The sequence below is a fragment of the Rhizobiaceae bacterium genome (assembly GCA_023953835.1).
GTDB lineage: Bacteria > Pseudomonadota > Alphaproteobacteria > Rhizobiales > Rhizobiaceae > Mesorhizobium_G.
Window position 1 is genome coordinate 78,651 of record JAMLJB010000001.1, and the last position, 19,513, is coordinate 98,163.

At 60.7% G+C, this 19,513-nt stretch carries 17 protein-coding genes; 12 read left to right on the forward strand and 5 right to left on the reverse strand.

All coding sequences use genetic code 11. The features are described 5' to 3' along the window. Together M9924_00400 and M9924_00405 are read left to right on the forward strand one after the other, a co-directional pair. Positions 1-453 carry a cyclic nucleotide-binding domain-containing protein gene (locus M9924_00400; protein MCO5062853.1) on the forward strand — a complete coding sequence of 151 codons (453 nt, stop codon included), beginning with the start codon at positions 1-3 and terminating at the stop codon, positions 451-453. 80 nt (positions 454-533) lie between these two features. Next, positions 534-1,364, forward strand: coding sequence for an MBL fold metallo-hydrolase (locus M9924_00405; GenBank protein ID MCO5062854.1), 831 nt, complete (start codon positions 534-536; stop codon positions 1,362-1,364). Here M9924_00405 and M9924_00410 read toward each other — a convergent pair. Together M9924_00410 and M9924_00415 are read right to left on the reverse strand one after the other, a co-directional pair. Further along, positions 1,348-2,079, reverse strand: a complete 732-nt coding sequence (locus M9924_00410; protein MCO5062855.1) for a polysaccharide deacetylase family protein — start codon at positions 2,077-2,079, stop codon at positions 1,348-1,350. The two genes, M9924_00405 and M9924_00410, sit on opposite strands and share 17 nt — an antisense overlap. Next, complete coding sequence (locus M9924_00415) at positions 2,072-3,157, reverse strand: glycosyltransferase family 4 protein (protein MCO5062856.1); 1,086 nt, start codon at positions 3,155-3,157, stop codon at positions 2,072-2,074. Before M9924_00415 ends, M9924_00410 begins: the two co-directional genes overlap by 8 nt. Positions 3,158-3,242: 85 nt before the next feature. Between M9924_00415 and M9924_00420 the strand changes: the two genes are divergently transcribed. The 7 genes from M9924_00420 (at position 3,243) to M9924_00450 (ending at position 12,808) form a co-directional block, all read left to right on the forward strand. Beyond that, positions 3,243-4,400 carry a DUF3095 domain-containing protein gene (locus tag M9924_00420; protein MCO5062857.1) on the forward strand — a complete coding sequence of 386 codons (1,158 nt, stop codon included), beginning with the start codon at positions 3,243-3,245 and terminating at the stop codon, positions 4,398-4,400. 57 nt (positions 4,401-4,457) lie between these two features. After that, positions 4,458-5,774 (forward strand): adenylate/guanylate cyclase domain-containing protein, encoded by a 1,317-nt coding sequence (locus M9924_00425; protein ID MCO5062858.1) that lies wholly within the window; start codon positions 4,458-4,460, stop codon positions 5,772-5,774. Positions 5,775-5,784: 10 nt separating this feature from the next. Further along, on the forward strand, positions 5,785-6,741 hold the full coding sequence (locus M9924_00430) for a polysaccharide lyase (protein MCO5062859.1): 957 nt from the start codon (positions 5,785-5,787) through the stop codon (positions 6,739-6,741). 100 nt (positions 6,742-6,841) lie between these two features. Beyond that, positions 6,842-8,725, forward strand: coding sequence for an ABC transporter ATP-binding protein (locus tag M9924_00435; GenBank protein MCO5062860.1), 1,884 nt, complete (start codon positions 6,842-6,844; stop codon positions 8,723-8,725). After that, the gene (locus M9924_00440; protein ID MCO5062861.1) at positions 8,722-10,626 is read left to right on the forward strand and encodes an ABC transporter substrate-binding protein; all 1,905 of its coding nucleotides are present in this window, start codon (positions 8,722-8,724) and stop codon (positions 10,624-10,626) included. The genes M9924_00435 and M9924_00440 overlap by 4 nt, the downstream gene beginning before the upstream one ends. A gap of 8 nt (positions 10,627-10,634) precedes the next feature. Further along, complete coding sequence (locus M9924_00445; GenBank protein ID MCO5062862.1) at positions 10,635-11,633, forward strand: ABC transporter permease; 999 nt, start codon at positions 10,635-10,637, stop codon at positions 11,631-11,633. Next, positions 11,630-12,808 (forward strand): ABC transporter permease, encoded by a 1,179-nt coding sequence (locus M9924_00450; protein MCO5062863.1) that lies wholly within the window; start codon positions 11,630-11,632, stop codon positions 12,806-12,808. Before M9924_00445 ends, M9924_00450 begins: the two co-directional genes overlap by 4 nt. On the opposite strand, the gene M9924_00455 is transcribed toward M9924_00450, so the two are convergent. Further along, positions 12,799-13,296, reverse strand: coding sequence for a class I SAM-dependent methyltransferase (locus M9924_00455; protein ID MCO5062864.1), 498 nt, complete (start codon positions 13,294-13,296; stop codon positions 12,799-12,801). The genes M9924_00450 and M9924_00455 overlap by 10 nt on opposite strands. Before the next feature lie 101 nt (positions 13,297-13,397). Between M9924_00455 and M9924_00460 the strand changes: the two genes are divergently transcribed. Next, a complete protein-coding gene (locus M9924_00460) occupies positions 13,398-14,381 on the forward strand; it encodes an SDR family NAD(P)-dependent oxidoreductase (protein MCO5062865.1) in 984 nt (327 codons plus the stop codon). Positions 14,382-14,570: 189 nt separating this feature from the next. On the opposite strand, the gene M9924_00465 is transcribed toward M9924_00460, so the two are convergent. Continuing rightward, positions 14,571-15,953 carry a UDP-glucose/GDP-mannose dehydrogenase family protein gene (locus tag M9924_00465; GenBank protein ID MCO5062866.1) on the reverse strand — a complete coding sequence of 461 codons (1,383 nt, stop codon included), beginning with the start codon at positions 15,951-15,953 and terminating at the stop codon, positions 14,571-14,573. 92 nt (positions 15,954-16,045) lie between these two features. Continuing rightward, positions 16,046-17,011, reverse strand: a complete 966-nt coding sequence (locus M9924_00470) for a GlxA family transcriptional regulator (protein ID MCO5062867.1) — start codon at positions 17,009-17,011, stop codon at positions 16,046-16,048. A 100-nt stretch (positions 17,012-17,111) separates the two neighbouring features. Here M9924_00470 and M9924_00475 point away from each other — a divergent pair, with 100 nt between their 5' ends. Further along, on the forward strand, positions 17,112-18,005 hold the full coding sequence (locus M9924_00475) for a 3-keto-5-aminohexanoate cleavage protein (protein ID MCO5062868.1): 894 nt from the start codon (positions 17,112-17,114) through the stop codon (positions 18,003-18,005). Next, complete coding sequence (locus M9924_00480) at positions 18,006-19,505, forward strand: carnitine 3-dehydrogenase (GenBank protein MCO5062869.1); 1,500 nt, start codon at positions 18,006-18,008, stop codon at positions 19,503-19,505. It abuts the gene before it with no gap. Positions 19,506-19,513 lie beyond the last annotated feature (8 nt).

Below are 19,513 nucleotides of genomic sequence, written 5' to 3' on the forward strand. Positions count from 1 at the left end.
ATGATGCTGAAAGAAGAGGTCGGAATGTTGCGGCAGGTGCCGCTCTTCTCCGGAATTGAACCGGCGAAGCTGAAGCTTTTGGCCTTCACCTCGGATCGCGTTTCATATCGCGACGGGCAAGATCTTTTCAAGCAAGGCGACGAGGGCGATGCCGCCTATGTGATCCTATCGGGCGAGGCCGATGTGATTGTCGAGTCAGACACCGGCCCGATCACGGTCGCGCATGTCGAGCCCAATTCCATCGTCGGTGAAATCGCGATCCTGTGCGACGTATCGCGAACGGCGACCGTGCGCGCAAAAGGGCCGGTCGAGACGTTGCGCATCAGGAAAGACCATTTCCTGCGCATGCTGCGCGAGTTTCCGGAAATGACCATAGAGATTGTCCGCGTGCTTGCCATGCGGCTGTCCAGCACGACCGCAGAGCTTGCCGAGGAGCGGTCGAGCCATCACTGACCCTTTGGCCAGCCGCCCTCAGTCTCGCCATTCCCGAATTGCCGTTCTATGGTGATCTCGTGAGCGAAAGTCGAGGTCGAATGGTTGCCGACGCATTTCGAGTGAAGTTCTGGGGTGTGCGTGGTTCAGTACCCGTTTCCGGCCCGGATTTTCTTCAGTATGGCGGCAACACCGCATGCATTGAAATGCGGTGCGGAAACCATCTCCTTATCTTTGACGCAGGTTCCGGCATTCGCCCGCTCGGTGAGGCGCTGCACCGCGAAGGCATCGGCAAGCTGGACCTGTTCTTCACCCATTGCCACTACGACCACATACTCGGCTTTCCGTTCTTTGCGCCGATCTACGACCGTCAGACGATGCTGACCACATGGTCCGGACATCTCGCGGGCAAGATGAGCACGCAGGAAATGGTCGAGGGCTTCATGACGCCCCCGTGGTTTCCCGGAAAGATCGGCATCTGCCGCGCGAAATTCCAATGGAACGACTTCCGCTCCGGCGACGTGCTGACGCCACAGCCAGGCGTCACGATCCGCACGGCAAGCCTCTATCATCCCGGCGGCTGCATCGGATACCGGGTCGAGTGGAATGGAAAGGTGGTCGCCTATGTAAGCGACACGGAGCATGTCGGCGAAAAGCTCGATCCGGCGGTTCTCGGATTGATGAAGGATGCTGACCTTGCGATTTACGACTGCACCTATACGGAAGCGGAGATGCCGCACCGGGTGGGGTTCGGTCATTCGACCTGGGAACATGGCGTAAAGCTTTGCCGGGCCGCAGGCACACGACGCCTTGCCCTGTTTCATCACGATCCCGCCCGCACGGACGAAGAACTCGCAGAGCAGGAACGCGCCGCCAAGGCCGCGTTTCAGGGTGCCTTTGCCGCAAGTGACGGGCTTATTCTGGACATTTGAGCAAATCTTCGCCCCGCAACCATTCGACACCGAAAGGTCGCGTCACCTCGAAGAGCTTTTCAAGGAATTGCCACGTCGCTTCGTCATGCACGAGATGATGGCCGAGAATGCCGACCGGCTCTTGCAAGCGCAGTTGCGCCACGATGGCGTCGACAAGCAGTGAATATTCGCGGCAGCCGCGCGTGCCATGCCAGTCGATCAGGTCCACATTGCTGTTGATGGTGCGGATCGGTGCCGGCTTTGCGGGGCCGAATGCGGAAAGCGCTTCAAAGCCGATGTGAGCCAGGTGCGGCAGAAGATTGGAGTCAATGCGATTCCACGGCGGAACGAGCATGGGAAGCGCGCGTGGCCCGTGTAGCGTTTTAAGCTTGAGCAGACCTTCGCGCAGTTCGCCGAGCACTTCCGCGCGCGGTCGATGCGGTCCAAGTTCCTGCTTCTTTTCGCTCGCGCCAGCGTGATTGCGGTGCGCCCATCCGTGAACAGCAACGCTGGCGTTCCTTGTCGTTTCAAGTCGGTCGGCAAGCGCCTGTCCGGTCGGCTGCGGAATGACCGCCAGGACCAATGGCACATGTGTGCGCTCGCAAAACGTCAGCAGGCGCTCCAGCGCGGGCGTCGGCTCAATGGCGTCGTCGTCGCGCAACCAGAACCGGGCCGGGCGGGCACGGCGCTCCAACTCATCGACCAGCGGCCGCCATATGGCGTTCGCTTCAGGCACCTGCGATCTCCGCGAGAATGGCGTTCATGCGACGCACCGCGATGTCAAAGGAACGCTCGGCGGTGACGAATGCCCTTCCCCGTTCACCCATCGCCCGGCGCAAACCCTCATCCTCCAGAAGCCGGGCGACTGCCTGCGCAAGAGCATCCACATCGTCGGGCGCGGTCAGCAAGGCGCTCTCGCCGTCCAGCACTGCCGCGGGCACGCCTGCGATGCGCTGCGCCACGACCGGCAGCGCCGCCGCGCCCGCTTCAAGATAAGCGAGCCCATAGGCTTCGCCAAATCCCGGCCAGACAAATATGTCCGCGCGCGCGAGCAAGGCCGGAACGTCAGCCGGCTCGACCTGCCCCAGCCATTCGATGCGCTCCGGCGCGATAGCCGCGAACGCCGCGCGCACCTCGCGTTCCGCGCCGCCGTTGCCCACGACCGTGAGCGACCATGGCCGGTCGGCCAGCCGCACCAGCGCGGCGGCTAGCATCCTGTAGCTTTGCAGCTTTTCGCCCGTTCGCATCATGGCCACGCAGATGAGATGCGGCGCATCGTTGTGCGGCTTCTTCTCAAGCAGAACCGGCTTGATGAATGGCGGAAAATTCACAAGGCGCACAGTTGCATCCGCGATTTCCAGCCCGCTTCGGTCGCGCCCGGTGAAGCAAAGATTGGCGGCGGCCAGCCGCACCGCATCCACCACGAAACCCTGCGTCTCCTTCCAGACGCCCTCATTGCGGCGCACCGAATAGGAGGCTTCGGCAGTCAAATAAGGTAGTCCGAACTCCCGCGAAAGGCCGGGACCCAGCAGGTCGGGCGCCTTGTAGTAGGGATGATAGGTGAACCACAAATTCGGCGCGCCCTGTCGCGCCCAGAGCGTCCGAAGACGGTTCGCCTCGCGGTCGGCCTTGATGGCCAGCGCCGCGTAATGCGCCGCATCCGGCATCGATGAGAAAGCTCGAAGGTCGGACGCCAGTTCAACCTCATGGCCGCACAATTTCAGGACTTCCATGAGTTGCCGCGCCATCTGGCGGTCGCCGGACGGCACCGGATGATCCGGACTCTTGAGAGGAGCGTAAAAGGCGATGCGCATTGCGACCGCACATTGTCCGAAACGGCAACCATGTCAAATTCGATTGGCAGGGACTGCCCCTTCAACTTGTGGTACTCAGATGGGCATGGACATAGTGAGTGCGGACAAGGCTTTTCTGGACACTCTGCCGGTCTTTGCCGCGTTTGAGGACGTGACGGATTTTGCCCGCTACAGGCCCCTGCCCGACGACTGGACGCTTGCCACGGCGGATATAGTAAATTCAACGCAGGCCATTGCCGCCGGACGCTACAAGTCGGTCAATACGGCAGGCGCAAGCGTCATATCCGCACTTTTGAACAGAACGGGCGCACGCGATCTGCCCTTTGCGTTTGGCGGAGACGGTGCCGTCGTCGCACTGCCCCAACCAGGTATCGAAGGCGCGCGGAAAGCCCTCGCTGCCGTGCAGACCTGGGTCGCGGAAGAGCTGGACCTCGAACTGCGCGGTGCGCTTGTTCCGGTGCGGGACATCCGCGCAAAGGGTCTGGATGTGCGTGTTTCGCGCGTTCGCGTGTCGGAGCACGTGACATATGCCATGTTCGCCGGTGGCGGCGTCAGTTGGGGAGAAGCGGAGATGAAGGCCGGACGCTATCGCGTGCAGCCTGCTTCGCCCGGCACGCGCCCGGACCTGACAGGGCTATCCTGCCGCTGGGACCCTATCGAATCGCGCCACGGCGAAATCGTCTCCGTGATTGCCGTCCCGAATGGGGAAGACAGCCTGCCGGGCTTCGCCACCCTCGTCGCCGACCTGATCGAGCTTACAGGCGAAGACCGGGCCGGCCACCCGGTTCCGGTATCAGGACCCGGTCACAGCTTTCCTCCCGCCGGGCTCGACATCGAAGCGCGGGCGCTTGCGCCAAGGGGCAGACGATTGATTCCCAAGCTATGGATTTTGTTCCAGCTCGCCCTGAACATCTATTCGGACAAGACCGGCAGGTCGTTGGGCCGTTTCAATGCCGCGCGCTACAAGCGCGACGTCGCAAGCAATTCCGATTTCCGCAAGTTCGACGACGGGCTGAAGATGACGATAGATGTCGATGCTGCGGCACTCTCGAAGATCGAGCAGCGCCTCATGCGCGCAGAGGCCGAAGGCGTCTGCCGCTATGGCATCCACAGGCAGAAGACCGCGCTGATGACCTGCATCGTCGCGACACCGCTTGCCCCCGACCACATCCATTTCGTGGATGGCGGGGCCGGAGGCTATGCGATGGCAGCAATGAATCTGAAATCGAAGGCTGCTGCTTGAGCTTGGCCGGACCGCTGCCTACCTAGGGTACAAGTTCAAATCCCCGGCAGGAAAATCATGTCCTCCTCCAACGAAGTTTCACGCATCATGCTCGACCGCGTATCCGATTGGCTCACACGCGCCGCCCTTCGCGGCGACAACCTCGACAGCATCGTTCGAGGTTTCTGTGACCGGCTCGCCGCGGCAGGCATGCCGCTGCTTCGCGCGCATATGAGCTTTTCTATGCTGCATCCGCTGTACGACGCGCTGGGCTATACCTGGGTGCGCGGCAAGCCCCTTGAGATAGAAGGATACCGCAAAGGCCCCGACGGCAAGTCGGATCGCTTTCTGCTCAGCCCTTACTACTACCTCTTCGCAAACGACCTCGAACATTTGCGACGCAGGATCGAACCAGGCATCCCGACCGAATTTCCGATCTTCGAGGAACTCAAGGAGATGGGCGCGACGGACTACCTCGCCTTCCGTCACGCATTCGATCGCAATGAGGATCGCGGCATGATCGGATCGTGGGCGACGGATCATCCGACCGGCTTCAGCGACGAGATGATCGCGGAACTGCTTCGTTTGCAAAACCATCTGGCGATGGCGAGCAAGATGGCGGTGTTGAGCAAGCTCGCCGACAACATGCTGTCCACCTATCTGGGCGGCGAAGCCGGCAGGCGTGTCCTGAACGGAAAAATCAAGCGCGGAGAAGGCGACACGATCCGCGCTGCATTGGTAATCGCCGACATGCGCGGCTCGACAATGCTTGCCGAAACGGCAGGCCGAGAAGTCTATATCGATACGCTCAACCAGTTCTTCGACGCCATTGCCGCGCCCTTCCACCGCGCCAACGGCCAGATATTGAGTTTCATGGGCGACGGCTTTCTTGCGCTCTTTCCCTGCGAGAGGCACGCCGAGCCTTCGACAGCCGCGTGTCTCGCTGCATTGACGGCGGCTCGCCAGGCTGCTGCGCGAATGGACACGCTGAACCTGAAGCGGCGCGAACAGGGGCAGCACGAAATCGGTTTCGGCATTGGTCTTAATGTCGGCAATGTCATGTTCGGCAATGTCGGGCTATCGGATCGGCTGACCTTCTCAGTCTTTGGATCGGCGGTGAATGAAGCCGACCGCCTGCAAAGCCTGACAAAGAAATACCCGAACCGATTGATCGCAAGCGAGGAATTTGCCAATTATTGCAGCGGAGAGAATTGGCGCACGCTCGGCAGGGAAAAGCTCGCGGGAATCCGGAACAAGGTCACCGTCCTCACGCCCGAAACGGCAAGCATCGAGGACTTTGCGGAAGACGGCTTCGGATACGAGCCCATCGAACGCATGTCGGACGCTGAACGCCTGATCCTTTTGCATCGCAACCCTGTGGGGACGGCAATATAGGGGAAGCTCAATGATCCATCGGCTCTGCGCCGGCCTTCCGGCACTGGCTCTTGCTGCCTTGGTAGTCCTGCCGGCGGCTGCACAGAGCACCAAGCTGACCGACGGATTCGAAGGCACGGATTTCGCCCCGGAGGGCGGCCTATACTATCGCGAAAACTCCGAGCAACAGGCGGGAAAGGTCGAGTTCCAGAACGACGTGGTGTTCAAGGGCAAAGGCGCGCTGAAGCTCAGCGTGCGCGCCTTGTGCCCGGTTGAAGATGAAAGATGCAGCGAGCGCGCCGAGATATGGGAACAGACCGATCTCAGGGTGCCCTACGACCAGGGTGTTTGGCGTGGCTTTGCGGTAAAACTCGCCGATCCCATTCCGATGGACGACCATCGCTACCTCATTGCGCAGTGGAAACGGGAGATCGACCCGGGTGCGGATGGCGATTTCAGCCCCTTTCTGGCGCTGCGCCTGTTGAACGGAAGACTCCACGTCACAGTCGAAACCAACTATCGTCCCGGTCTGGACGGAGCCAAACCCACCGGCCCCGGCACATGTTCGCCGAACGGCGTGCCGGTCTGGCTCCGACCCGGCACCAACCAGATGCGCGCGCTCGTGGCTGCCGATCCGAACTGGAAGTTCGAGGATGGCGCTCTCTATGACGGTTGCACCGACAAGATGACGGTCGCACAGCACAATCCACTGCCCACGCCGGATTCAGGCTGGATCGACTTCGTGATCTATTCGCGCCCCGGACCGCAAGGCGACGGGCGCATCGAACTTTTCGCCAACGGCAAGCCGATCGTAACCGTCACCGGGATGATCGGACACAGCGACAAAGACCTCGGCAAGAACCAGTATTTCAAGTTCGGTCCCTACCGTGCGGGCCATTCCGGGGACTGGACAGTCTATTATGACGAGTTCAGGCGTTCACCGGATTGCGCCGACGTGCTTGTCGGTGGAACCTGCCCACAATTTTAGAAACTCTCGCTCAACGTTCAGTTGAGGACCTAGGAATCCCCGATTCCTTTCGTTAGTCTGCCCCGCAGCACAGGCGTTTGCACGAATGTTGGGGTATTGAATGGCCGATGCGACCGATCTTCTGAGGATCGAGGATCTTGGCATATCATTTGCCACGATGGGTGGGCCGATTCACGCCGTTCGCAGCGCGAGTCTGCGCGTATTGCCCGGCAAGGTTACCGCCCTGGTGGGAGAATCCGGTTCGGGCAAGTCAGTCACGAGTCAGGCCGTGCTCGGCATCCTTCCCCACACGGCAAGCACCACCGGCCGCATCCTGTTTTCCGACCCGGAGAAGCCGGGCACGACGGTGGATATCCTGCAATTGCCGGTGGACGGTGAAGAGATACGCGCGATCCGCGGCAGCCGTATCGCCAAGATTTTCCAGGAGCCGATGACCTCACTGTCGCCGCTCCATACAATCGGTAACCAGATCGGAGAAGTTCTGGCAATCCACACCGACCTGCCAAAGGCAGAGCGGCGCGCCCGCACTGAGGAAATGCTTGGCCATGTCGGCTTCAAAAATCCCAAGCGCGCGCACGACATGTACTCGTTCGAACTGTCGGGAGGTTTGCGCCAGCGGGCCATGATTGCGATGGCGCTGATATGCCGGCCTGCCCTGCTGGTGGCGGACGAACCGACCACCGCGCTGGACGTCACCATTCAGGCGCAAATTCTCCAATTGCTGCGCGAACTGCAGCAGAAGCTCAACATGGCGATGCTGCTCATCACGCACGACCTCGGCGTGGTCGCGAATGTCGCCGACGAGGTGGTCGTGCTCTACCATGGCAAGGTCATGGAAGCGGGTCCGGTCGAAGAAATCTTTCGCCATCCGACGCATCCCTATCTCAAGGGGCTCATGGCTGCTGTACCGCACTTCGACATGAAGCCCGGCGAACGTCTGAAGGCGCTGCGTGAAATCCCTGTAAACGTTGAACATTTGTTGGGGCGCAAGAAGGAGGAAGGCGCCAGGAGCGATACGCTGCTGGAGGTTCGGGACCTCTCGAAATCCTTCGTTTCCCGCAGTTCCGGCTGGTTCGGCAAAGGAAGCGAACCGCCGGTCAAGGCCGTTGACGGGGTCAGCTTCGACATCAGGCGCGGCGAGTGCCTTGGTCTCGTCGGCGAAAGCGGTTGCGGCAAGACGACGGTCAGCAAGATCATAATGCGCGCGCTGACGCCGGACGCCGGATCGGTCGTCTATAATGGCGTGAACGGTCCTATCGATGTTCTCAACGCCCAAGGCGAAGACCTGCGGACGGTCCGCACCAAAATCCAGATGGTGTTCCAGGACCCCGTATCATCGCTTTCGCCGCGCATGACGATTGAAAACATACTGAGCGAGCCGCTTGAAATTCACAATCGCGGCGATGCGCGCCAACGGCTCGAAAAGGTGAAATCCCTGATGGAGGCAATTGGCCTCGACCGGCGATACATCAAGCGATATCCGCACAGCTTCTCAGGCGGTCAACGCCAACGCATCGGCATCGCTCGTGCGATTGCACTTGGGCCGGACCTGGTCGTCTGCGATGAACCGGTCTCCGCGCTCGACGTCTCCGTGCAGGCGCAAATATTGAATCTTCTCAAGGATTTGCAGAAGACTCTTGGACTAACATATCTGTTTATATCGCATAACCTTGCGGTGGTGGATTACATGGCCGATCGCATCGCGGTCATGTATGCGGGCCGCATCGTCGAACTTGCCCCGCGTGAAATCCTGATGCGCAGGCCAATTCATCCCTATACCCGCGCGCTGCTCGCGGCGGTGCCCTTTCCGGACCTCGACCGACCGCTGGATTTCGGCGAGATCCGCGCGACCAGCACAATGGAAAAGGGTTGGGCGCCGCAGTTTCGCGCCGATGCAGCGGATGGACTTTCACCTGCGGACCTCGGCGACGGCCATTTCGTGCTGGCGCGCCGCAATGTCGATGCACGGGAGCTACGCCCATGATGGATCGCCGCACAGCCCTTGGCATATTAGCCGCTTCTCTCGTCCCGCATCGCGTTCTGGCGGCGGAGAACGAGCCGGAGATATTCGCGGAAGAGCTGAAGTCCGGCGCCCTGCCGCCGATGGCCGAGCGCCTTCCCAAAGTGCCGCGCGTGATGGATTTTGCCGCGTTGGATCGCACTCCCGGCAAATATGGCGGACAGGTCAGGATGCTGATCGGCAGCCAGAAAGACATCCGTTACATGACCATTAACGGATATTCGCGACTGGTCGGCTATGACAATGACCTCAATCTTCATGCCGATATTCTTGAGAGCTTCGAGCAAGAGGAAGATCGCATATTCACGTTTCGCCTGCGGGACGGGCACAAATGGTCTGACGGCAGCCCGCTGACGCCGGAAGACTTCCGGTACGCGCTGGAAGATGTCTGGCTGAACGAGGATTTGTCGCCGGTCGGCCCGCCAACCTCGCTGGTGGTTGACGACAAGACACCAAGATTCGAGATCCTCGATCCGCTCACGGTGCGATACAGCTGGGACGCTCCAAACCCGGATTTTCTTCCCTCGCTGGCCGCCGCGCAAGCCTTGGTGATCGTGCAGCCTTCTGCCTATCTCAAACAATTCCACGAGAAGCACCAGTCGCCAGACAAGCTCAAGGAATTGCTCAAGACCTATCGCGCCAAGCGGTGGTCATCGCTGCATATCAAGATGGCTCGTTCATACCGACCCGAGAACCCGGAACTGCCAATGCTGGACCCTTGGCGAAACACCACCGAGCCGCCGGCCGAGCAATTCGTGTTCGAGCGCAACCCTTATTTCCATCGTGTCGATCCCAACGGGTTGCAGCTCCCATATATAGACCGCTTCATCCTCAACGTTTCGTCATCAGCGATCCTGCCGGCCAAGGTCGGCGCGGGCGATTCTGATTTACAGGGAACCGGCATTGACTTCGCCGACTACACCTACCTGAAAGAGGCTGAGAAGCGTTTTCCGGTAAAGGTACATTTGTGGAAGCGTACCATCGGCTCGCGTTTCGCTTTGCTTCCCAATATGAACTCCGCCGATCCGGCCTGGGGTCCGTTGCTGCGCGACGTAAGAGTGCGCCGCGCATTGTCGATTGCCGTCAATCGTGACGAGATCAACAAGGTGGTCTTCTACGGTCTCGGCCACGTCAGTTCGGACACCGTGCTGCAGGCAAGCCCCCTGTTTCGACCGGAGTTTGCGCAGGCATGGAGCCAGCATGATCCCGACCTCGCCAACGAACTGCTTGTTCAGGCCGGGCTGACGGAATTCGACGACGACGGGATTCGTATTCTGCCGGATGGCCGTCCCGCACAGATCGTGGTCGAAACGGCGGGTGAAGGCACGCAGGAAACCGATGTGCTCGAACTGATCACCGACCACTGGCGCAAGATAGGCATCGCGCTGTTCATTCGAACGTCCCAGCGCGACGTGTTCCGCAGCCGGGGCATGGCGGGCCAGATCATGATGTCCATGTGGTCCGGCGTCGACAACGGAATCCCCAACGCCGACATGAATCCGCGGCAGTTCGCGCCAATGACCGACGACCAGCTTCAATGGCCGGTCTGGGGCGCGCACTATCTGTCACGCGGCCAACGCGGCACGGCGCCGGATCTTCCCGCCGCCAAAACCCTGCTGGATCTGGCTGTGCGCTGGCGCAGGACCACTGAGACCGAGGAACGCGCACGGCTTTGGGCGTCCATCCTGGCGCTCTACGCCGATCAGGTGTTTTCCATCGGCTTTGTCAACACCACGCCGCAGCCGGTGCTTCGTTCGGCGCGCCTCCAGAACTTTCCCAAGGAAGCCTTCTTCGGATTCGACCCCACGGCCTATTTCGGAACGCTGTCGCCCGACACGTTCTGGCTTTCCGACCAGGAGGCATAGGGCTCCTCATGCTGCGTTATATCGTCTGGCGCATCGCAATGATGGTCCCCACATTGCTGATCATTTCCGCGCTGGTGTTCACAATCATCGAACTGCCGCCCGGCGACTATTTCGAAAGCTATGCGGCAGAACTCAAGGCGCAGGGCGAAGACGTCGACACGGAATATCTCGATACCCTGCGCAAGGAGTACAATTTCGACAAACCGCCCGTGATCCGATATTTCTATTGGCTCGGTGGCATGCTGCAAGGCGATTTCGGTTATTCTTTCGAATATCAGTTGCCGGTGACGGAGGTCGTCGGCGACCGCATGTGGCTCACCGTGCTGGTGTCGTTCGTCACGATCCTTTTCACCTGGCTGATCGCCTTTCCGATCGGCATTTATTCCGCCACCCACCAATATAGCTGGGGCGACTACGGCCTGACGTTTCTCGGCCTTCTCGGCATCGCGATCCCGAACTTCATGCTCGCGTTGATCCTGATGTATTTCGCCAACATCTGGTTCGGCGTTTCAATCGGGCACCTGATGGACCTGCAATATCTCGGCCAGCCAATGAGCTGGGCGAAGGCCAGGTCCATCATGGATCACTTATGGATTCCGGTCATCATCGTGGGCACGGCGGGGACTGCGGGCATGATCCGAAGGCTGCGCGCCAACCTGCTGGACGAATTGCAGAAGCAATATGTGGTGACGGCGCGCTCCAAGGGTCTTTCCCCCTTCCGGACGCTCATCAAATATCCGCTGCGCATGTCGCTGAACTTCTTCATCTCGGACATCGGTTCGATCCTTCCCGCGATCATCTCGGGTGCGGAAATCACGGCGATCGTGCTTTCCCTTGAAACGACCGGACCCATGCTCATAAAGGCCCTGCAAAGCCAGGACATGTACCTTGCAGGGTCCTTCCTGATGTTCCTCGCATTCCTTACAGTCATCGGCGTGTTGATCTCCGACCTCGCCCTGGCATTGCTCGATCCCCGGATACGCTTGCAGGGCGGAAGCACGAAATGACGGATTCATCCCTTCCCGCGCCGGGCGCACCGCTCAAGCACTACGTCTCTACCGCGCCATTCGATCCGATGTCGGTCGAAGCAATGACAGCGGAGCAGGAACGCGTCTATCAGGCATCGCAGATCAAACTCATGTGGTGGAAGTTCCGACGCCACAAGCTGGCGCTTTGGTCGGGCATCTTCCTGCTCTGCCTCTATACGATGATCCTGTTTTGCGAGTTTCTTGCGCCCTACAATCTGCACACGCGCAACGTGGATTACATCTATTCGCCGCCGCAACGCATCCGGCTGTTCGACAACGGCAATTTCATCGGGCCTTTCGTCTACGGGCGGCAGATGACGCTCGACATAGAGAACCTGCGTCGCATCTATCGCGACGATCCCAGCGACGTGCAGCCCATTCGCTTTTTCTGCCGCGGCGATCCGTATTATTTCTGGGGCTTGATTCCGGGTGACCTCCATCTCGTCTGCCCGGCGGAAAACGGCAATATGTTCCTGCTGGGGACCGACCGCCTGGGACGAGACGTGCTCTCGCGCATCATCTACGGAGCGCGCATATCGCTGACGATCGGCCTTGTCGGCATTGCCTTCAGCTTCCTGCTCGGCATCGTCATCGGTGGGCTGGCCGGTTACAAGGGCGGCATTTTCGACCTGATCGTCCAACGCATCATCGAGGTCCTTCAATCCATCCCCAGCATTCCGCTCTGGATGGCGCTTGCGGCCATCATGCCGGTCACCTGGAGCCCGATCCTGATCTATTTCGGCATTACCCTCATTCTCGGCCTGCTGGATTGGACCGGACTTGCACGCGCCGTGCGCTCGAAGCTGCTCGCGCTGCGCGAGGAGGACTATGTGCTTGCCGCCCAGTTGATGGGGGCGAAGACAAGCCGGATCATCGGCAAACACCTCATTCCCGGCTTCATGTCTCACCTGATCGCCACAGCGACCATCTCAATTCCGGGCATGATCCTCGGCGAAACGGCGTTGAGCTTCCTCGGACTCGGTTTGCGGCCCCCAATCACCAGTTGGGGCATCCTGCTGACCGAAGCGCGCAGCGTCAGCACCATTGCCTTTTATCCGTGGCTGCTCTTCCCGATGATACCGGTGATCTTCGTCATCCTCGCCTTCAACTTCCTCGGCGACGGGTTGCGCGACGCGGCCGACCCCTACCGCTGAGCGCGGTAGATGAAATATCTTCCCTCTGTCGCCCCTGGCGGCAGGGGAACCGGCTGTGTTCCCGGAACGTCGAGATTCAAGTCCGATACCAGCAGCCCGCCGGGCGCCAGCGCCGGGGCGACCGCAGCGCTCAGCAATTGCTGCATGGCGCTATTGTGCTCGTCGCCATAAGACCCGGTATCGGCGTGCAGCAGCGCAACCTGCCCCGCGAAACGTTCGGCCGCGGCGGGCACCGTGTCGCGCATGTCGCCGACGATCATCCTGTTTTCCGGAGGAGTGCAATCTTCGAAGCAGTCCAATTCCCGGTCGAACACATAAATGTCACGGTCGGGCAAGTGGGTGCGCAGATGGTCATATGTGCGACCATGCCCCAGCCCCAACTCGAATACCACGCCGGGCATGGCTTCGATTTCCCTGAATGCCCAGCCAAGGCAGGCATCCTGTGCGACGAGGCGCAGCCGCAATTTGTCGAGACGCGTCAGTTTCAATATTTGCATCCCCGATAGCATTGTGCCCGACCTGCCGCAGCGCCGCACAGGCGTCAAGGCAAATGTTGGACAGCGCGCCGTGCCTGTGCCAATGAACGCGCATGAAGATCCTGCTCACCGGAGCCGCCGGCTTCATTGGTCATCACACCGCGATCCGCCTGCTGGAGCGCGGTGATGCCGTCGTCGGGATCGACAATCTTAACGACTATTATGCCGTCAGCCTCAAGCAGGACCGGCTGACCATAGCCGAGCGGCACCCACGCTTCCGTTTCCTTCGGCTCGACATTGGAACCCCCAACCTGTTCGACGCCATCGGCGCAAATGTCGACGATGTCGACATTATCGTGCACCTCGCGGCACAGGCGGGTGTCCGCTATTCGATGCAGAACCCTTACGCCTATGTCCATTCCAACGTTCTTGGGCAGGTGGCGATCATGGAACTGGCGGCGAGGCTGCCCAAGCGCCCGACTGTCGTCTATGCCAGTTCGTCTTCGGTGTATGGGCTGGGCGAGAGCACGCCCTTTTCCGAGAGTGCGCGTGCGGACAAGCCGATATCGGTCTATGCTGCAACCAAGCGCGCGGGCGAGATGCTGGCCCATGCCTATGAGGAGCTTTACGGAATCCGATCCACGGGCCTGCGCTTTTTCACTGTCTACGGACGGTACGGGCGGCCCGACATGGCGCCGTGGCTGTTCACCGACGCCATCCTGAAGGGCGAACCGATATCGGTGTTCAACAACGGCGACATGCTGCGCGATTTCACCCATGTCAGCGATATCGTCGCTGGCGTGGTTGGCGCGACAGACCGGGCAGCGGATGCCACGCTTGCCCTCGAACCCGTCTATAATCTCGGCAACAACAAGCCGGTCAAGCTGGCTGACTTCATCGCCGCCATCGAGAGTGCGGCGCGACGCAAGGCGGTGGTCGAGTTCAAGCCGAAGCCGCCGGGCGACGTGACGGTGACCTATGCGGATATTTCGCTAGCCGAACGGGACTTGGGGTTCTCGCCGAAAACCTCCATCGAAGCCGGGATGGCCGACTTCGTCGAATGGTTCAGGTCGTATGAAAAGGGTGAGACAGGCTAGGAATATTCCGGCGGGACTACCCCTCATCCGGCTACCGCCACCTTCTCCCGCAAGGCGAGAAGGAAAACTGCCGCGACGTCTTGCTCGTTCTGCAACGTCAGCGATTCGTGCCGGCGTTCGTGATATCCGCCTTCTCCCCTTGTGGGAGAAGGTGCCGGCAGGCGGATGAGGGGTTAAAATCAGATCGAGTCAGGCGACATTGCGCTTGCGCTGGTCCTGCAATGATTTGACTTCCCCCAGACGCAGGGAATCGCCGCGACCGACCGCGAGATAGAGCAGGCCATGCTGGCGTACCCGTTCGGGGTCGTACAGGTTGCGTCCGTCGATGATGACAGGATTGCGAAGGTTCTTCTTGAGCCATTCGAAATCGGCGATGCGGAACTGCTTCCACTCGGTGCAGATGACCAGCGCGTCCGCGCCCTTCGCTGCGTCCTCGGCATTCTTTGCCAGTTGCAGGTCGGGGCGCTCGCCGTAGATCTTCCGGGTTTCGTCCATCGATTCAGGATCGAAGGCGCTCACGGAGCCGCCCGCCGCAAAGATCGATTCGATCAGCGCCCTGCTCGGCGCCTCGCGCATATCGTCCGTATTGGGCTTGAACGCCAGCCCCCACACCGCGATCCGGCGACCCTTGATCTCGCCATCCAACGCGAGCGAAAGCTTGTCAAACAATTGGCTCTTCTGCCGTTCGTTGACGGATTCCACCGCATCCAGCAGTTCGGGGCGATGGCCGTTGTCGTGAGCCACCTTTGCCAAAGCGCGCACGTCTTTCGGGAAGCACGATCCGCCATAGCCGCAGCCGGGATAGATGAACTGGTAGCCGATGCGAGGATCGGAGCCAATGCCGCGCCGCACCTGCTCGATGTCGGCGCCGAGGCGTTCGGCAATGTTGGCGATTTCGTTCATGAAGCTGATCTTGGTCGCAAGCATCGCATTAGCTGCATATTTCGTCAGCTCCGCGGCGCGCACATCCATGGTCATCAGCTTGTCGTGATTGCGGTTATAGGGCGCATAGCACTCCTGCATCGCATCGCGGACCCGCTGCGACGACGTGCCGACAATGATGCGGGCAGGCCGCATGAAATCCTCGACCGCGCTGCCTTCCTTCAGGAATTCCGGGTTGGAGCAAACGTCGAACTCGACATTTGCGCCGCGCGCGCGCTGGGCGTCGCGAATGCGTGCCTCGACCATTTCGGCGGAACCGACCGGCACGGTCGATTTGTTCACGACGACCTTGTAGCTCTCGATATGCTTGCCGATCGTATCGGCCACGGCCTGGACAGCCCGGACATCCGCCGAACCGTCTTCCATGGCTGGCGTCCCGACGGCCACGAAAATGATCTCGCCGTGACGCACGCCACGGGCTGAATCTGTCGAGAAGCTCAGGCGTCCGGCCTCGGCATTGCGAATGACCAGCTCCTTGAGGCCCGGTTCATAAATCGGGATATAGCCGTCATTCAGCGCGGCGATGCGCTTTGCATCGATGTCGATGCACGCGACGTTGTGTCCGACGTCCGCGAGGCAGGCCGCGGTTACCAGCCCGACATATCCGGTTCCGAAAATCGTCAGTTGCACAGCTGCATCCCTGATCCGCCAATGGTCACCAATCTTATCATCACAAACTCATATATGTTTGCAATGTCCACTTTTGAGTGAACACTACCCAATTATGCCCGGCTCATCACCCTACGGCTACGGCGAGCATCCCGCAGACTGTGCCGGAACTGTGCCTTGTAGGCTCGTGACAGGCACGAACTGGAGGCAAAGCCGGTGCGCGCCGCAATCTCGCTTGCGCTCAATGACGTCTCCTGCACGAGGGAGCGGGCGGCATCAAGCCTGATGCTCTGATAGTAGCGCCCCGGCCCCATTCCGAACTCGCGCGCGAAAAGCCGCGCAAGCGTGCGCTCGGAGACGGCTGCCTGCGCTGCAATCGCGGCGAGGCCGACAGGTCGCTCGACATTGGTGCGCATGGCCGCGACCGCGCGGGCGATCTGCGGTGCGCGCGGGGAAGATGTGTCCACGCCGACCCCCTGCTCCGTCGGGCGTTGCCGGCTGTCATAGACGAACATGTTCGAAACATCGAAGGCCAGCGCGCCGCCGCCCCTGTCGCTGATCAATTTGAGCATGAGGTCGGTTACCGTGCCCGCACCGCCCGCCGTCACGCGGTCACGGTCGATTGCGTAGCGGTCGGTCACGACCTCGGTGGCGAGATGCGTTTCGGCGAATTGTCCGAGGTCCTGCCAATGTATGGTCGCCCTGTAGCCGTCCAGCAATCCCGCCGCGGCCAGTAGCCAGGAACCAGAATCCAGTGCGCCCATGATCGCGATGCGCCGTTCCGCCAGTTGCAGTGCCTTGACCAGCGCCGGGTTGGCGTGCGCGCGGGCCCCATAACCGGCGACAACGAATAGAATGTCCAGATGTCGCGCCTGTGACAGGCTCGCATCGCAGCGCATGACGATGCCGCTCGAACTTGTCACGTCCTGTCCGGTGGCCGACAGCAATTGCCACGCAAAACGGTCCTCGCCGCCATAATCGCGCGCGGCGCGCAGCGGCTCGATGGCGCTTGCCAGCACCATGTTGGAAAAGCCGTCCAGCGCAAGGAAACCGCAGCGCAAGGAAGTGGTGTGATCCATCCGTCGATTGGCCAAAGATGCAAACTTATTGGCAGATTACGCAATATTACGCGAATATGCCAGCGCGATAGTCAGCTCCGGACAAGCGAGGAGCAATGCCTTGAACTTTGATGTTTTCATCACCTGCGCGGTGACCGGGTCCGGCGGGACCGCCGACAAGAGCGACAAGGTGCCTGTCACACCTAAGCAGATCGCAGAGGCTTGCGTGGAGGCTGCGAAGGAAGGCGCCGCAATCGCCCATGTTCATGTGCGCAACCCCGAGAATGGCGGGCCTTCGCGGGATCCTGCGCTTTATCGCGAAGTCGTTGCGCGTGTCCGCGACAGCGGCGTCGATGTCGTGCTCAACCTCACCGCCGGAATGGGCGGAGACCTGGTGCTTGGTCCCCCTGAAAAGCCCCTGCCCCTCAATCCAGCCCAGACGGACATGGTCGGCGCGACGGAGCGCCTCGTGCATGTTGAGGAACTGCTACCCGAAATCTGCACGCTCGATTGCGGCACAATGAACTTTGCCGAAGCGGACTACGTGATGACCAACACGCCCGGAATGCTGCGGGCAATGGCCCGGCGCATTCAGGAATGCGGCGTGAAGCCGGAAATCGAGGTTTTCGACACGGGCCATCTCGTGCTTGCGAAGCAATTGGTGAAGGAGGGGCTGATCGAGGATCCGGTGATGGTCCAGCTCTGCATGGGTATTCCCTATGGCGCGCCGGATGACCCGCTGACGCTGATGGCGCTTGCGAAATCCATACCGGATGGGTGGACATTTTCCGCTTTCTCGATCGGGCGCATACAATTGCCTTATGTCGCGATGGCGGCGCTGGCCGGCGGCAATGTGCGGGTTGGGCTGGAGGACAATCTGATGCTGTCGCGCGGCAAGCTGGCGACCAACGGCCAGCTGGTCGAGCGCGCCGCGACGATCTTGTCGGCGATGAACGTCAATATCCTCGGCCCGGAGGACGTCCGCAAGAAACTCAAACTGAAGAAGCGGCCATAAATGACTGAAAAAGTTGCGGTTACCGCCGCCCTCGGTGGTGGTGTCATCGGCGGCGGCTGGATCGCCCGTTTCCTGCTGAACGGGCATGACGTGAATGTCTACGACCCGCATCCCGATGCGCAGCGCCTCGTTGGCGTAGTTCTCGCCAATGCCGAACGCGCGTTGCGCCGACTGACGCTGGCGCCGCTTCCAGCAAAGGGCAGATTGACCTTCGTCTCCACCATCGAGGACGCAGTGAGGGACGCCGACTACATTCAGGAAAGCGTACCCGAACGGCTGGACCTGAAGCTCAAGATTCTTGGAGAGGTCGAAAAATATGCCAGGCCGGATGCGATGATCGGGTCATCGACCTCCGGCTTTCGCCCTTCCCAACTCGCGGAAGGATTGAGAACGCCCGAACGGCTGTTCGTCGCGCACCCGTTCAATCCGGTCTACCTCCTGCCGGTCGTGGAACTGGTTCCGAGCGGCAAGACTTCGCCCGCCGTGGTGGAACGCGCAAGCGTATTCCTGACCACGCTCGGCATGAAGCCGCTGGTGGTGCGCAAGGAGATCGATGCGCACATCGCAGATCGCCTGCTGGAGGCGCTCTGGCGCGAGGGCCTGTGGCTCGTCAATGACGGCATTGCCACCACACAGGAAATCGATGACGTGATCCGTTTCGGTTTCGGCCTGCGCTGGGCGCAGATGGGCCTGTTCGAGACCTATCGCATCGCAGGCGGCGAGGCGGGGATGGCGCATTTCATCGCCCAGTTTGGACCGGCGCTGAAGTGGCCGTGGACGAAGCTGATGGACGTTCCCGAAATGACGGATGAACTGATCGCGACGATTGCGAGCCAGTCCGACGCGCAGTCGGGCATGTATTCCATCCGCGAGCTTGAGCAAATCCGCGACGACAACCTCGTCGCCATCATGCAGGCGCTCAAGGCAAAGCCTTGGGGTGCGGGCCAGACGCTGAAATCCTATGAGGACAGCCTTTACGCCAAGGCCCATGCAGGGGCGGCGTCCGGTACCGCCGATCCTTCCCGCCCGCTTTCGCTCCACACGGACCGTGTGAGGGAGGATTTTGTCGACTACAACGGCCACATGACCGAAAGCCGCTATCTGCAGGTGTTCGGCGATGCCACGGATGCATTCTTCCAGCACATCGGAATGGATCAGGCCTATCTCGACAGCGGCCGCTCCATCTACACGGTGGAAACCCACATCCGGCACCTTCGCGAGGTGAGGATGGGGGAGCCGCTGCGCGTTGAAACTCGGCTGCTCGGATACGATGCCAAGCGAATCCGCATCGTGCATGAGATGTACGGCGGCCCTCAGGATGAGCTACTGGCCACAGCCGAGCATATGCTGCTGCACGTCGATACAAGGAAATCGACCACCTCCGAGATCGGCGCCGAATTGAAGCCGGCGCTTGCCCGCATCTGGGCGCATCACAAGGCATTCACGGCCCCAGAATACGCCGGAAAAGCGATCCGCGCCGTTGTCACCGATGGCGCTTAGCACGCGAA

Bases quoted from the DNA above. Each gene is read 5' to 3' on its own strand.
- M9924_00400 (MCO5062853.1), top strand. From the start codon at position 1: ATGATGCTGAAAGAAGAGGTCGGAATGTTGCGGCAGGTGCCGCTCTTC.
- M9924_00405 (MCO5062854.1), top strand. From the start codon at position 534: ATGGTTGCCGACGCATTTCGAGTGAAGTTCTGGGGTGTGCGTGGTTCA.
- M9924_00415 (MCO5062856.1), bottom strand. From the start codon at position 3,157: ATGCGCATCGCCTTTTACGCTCCTCTCAAGAGTCCGGATCATCCGGTG.
- M9924_00420 (MCO5062857.1), top strand. From the start codon at position 3,243: ATGGACATAGTGAGTGCGGACAAGGCTTTTCTGGACACTCTGCCGGTC.
- M9924_00425 (MCO5062858.1), top strand. From the start codon at position 4,458: ATGTCCTCCTCCAACGAAGTTTCACGCATCATGCTCGACCGCGTATCC.
- M9924_00430 (MCO5062859.1), top strand. From the start codon at position 5,785: ATGATCCATCGGCTCTGCGCCGGCCTTCCGGCACTGGCTCTTGCTGCC.
- M9924_00435 (MCO5062860.1), top strand. From the start codon at position 6,842: ATGGCCGATGCGACCGATCTTCTGAGGATCGAGGATCTTGGCATATCA.
- M9924_00440 (MCO5062861.1), top strand. From the start codon at position 8,722: ATGATGGATCGCCGCACAGCCCTTGGCATATTAGCCGCTTCTCTCGTC.
- M9924_00445 (MCO5062862.1), top strand. From the start codon at position 10,635: ATGCTGCGTTATATCGTCTGGCGCATCGCAATGATGGTCCCCACATTG.
- M9924_00450 (MCO5062863.1), top strand. From the start codon at position 11,630: ATGACGGATTCATCCCTTCCCGCGCCGGGCGCACCGCTCAAGCACTAC.
- M9924_00460 (MCO5062865.1), top strand. From the start codon at position 13,398: ATGAAGATCCTGCTCACCGGAGCCGCCGGCTTCATTGGTCATCACACC.
- M9924_00470 (MCO5062867.1), bottom strand. From the start codon at position 17,011: ATGGATCACACCACTTCCTTGCGCTGCGGTTTCCTTGCGCTGGACGGC.
- M9924_00480 (MCO5062869.1), top strand. From the start codon at position 18,006: ATGACTGAAAAAGTTGCGGTTACCGCCGCCCTCGGTGGTGGTGTCATC.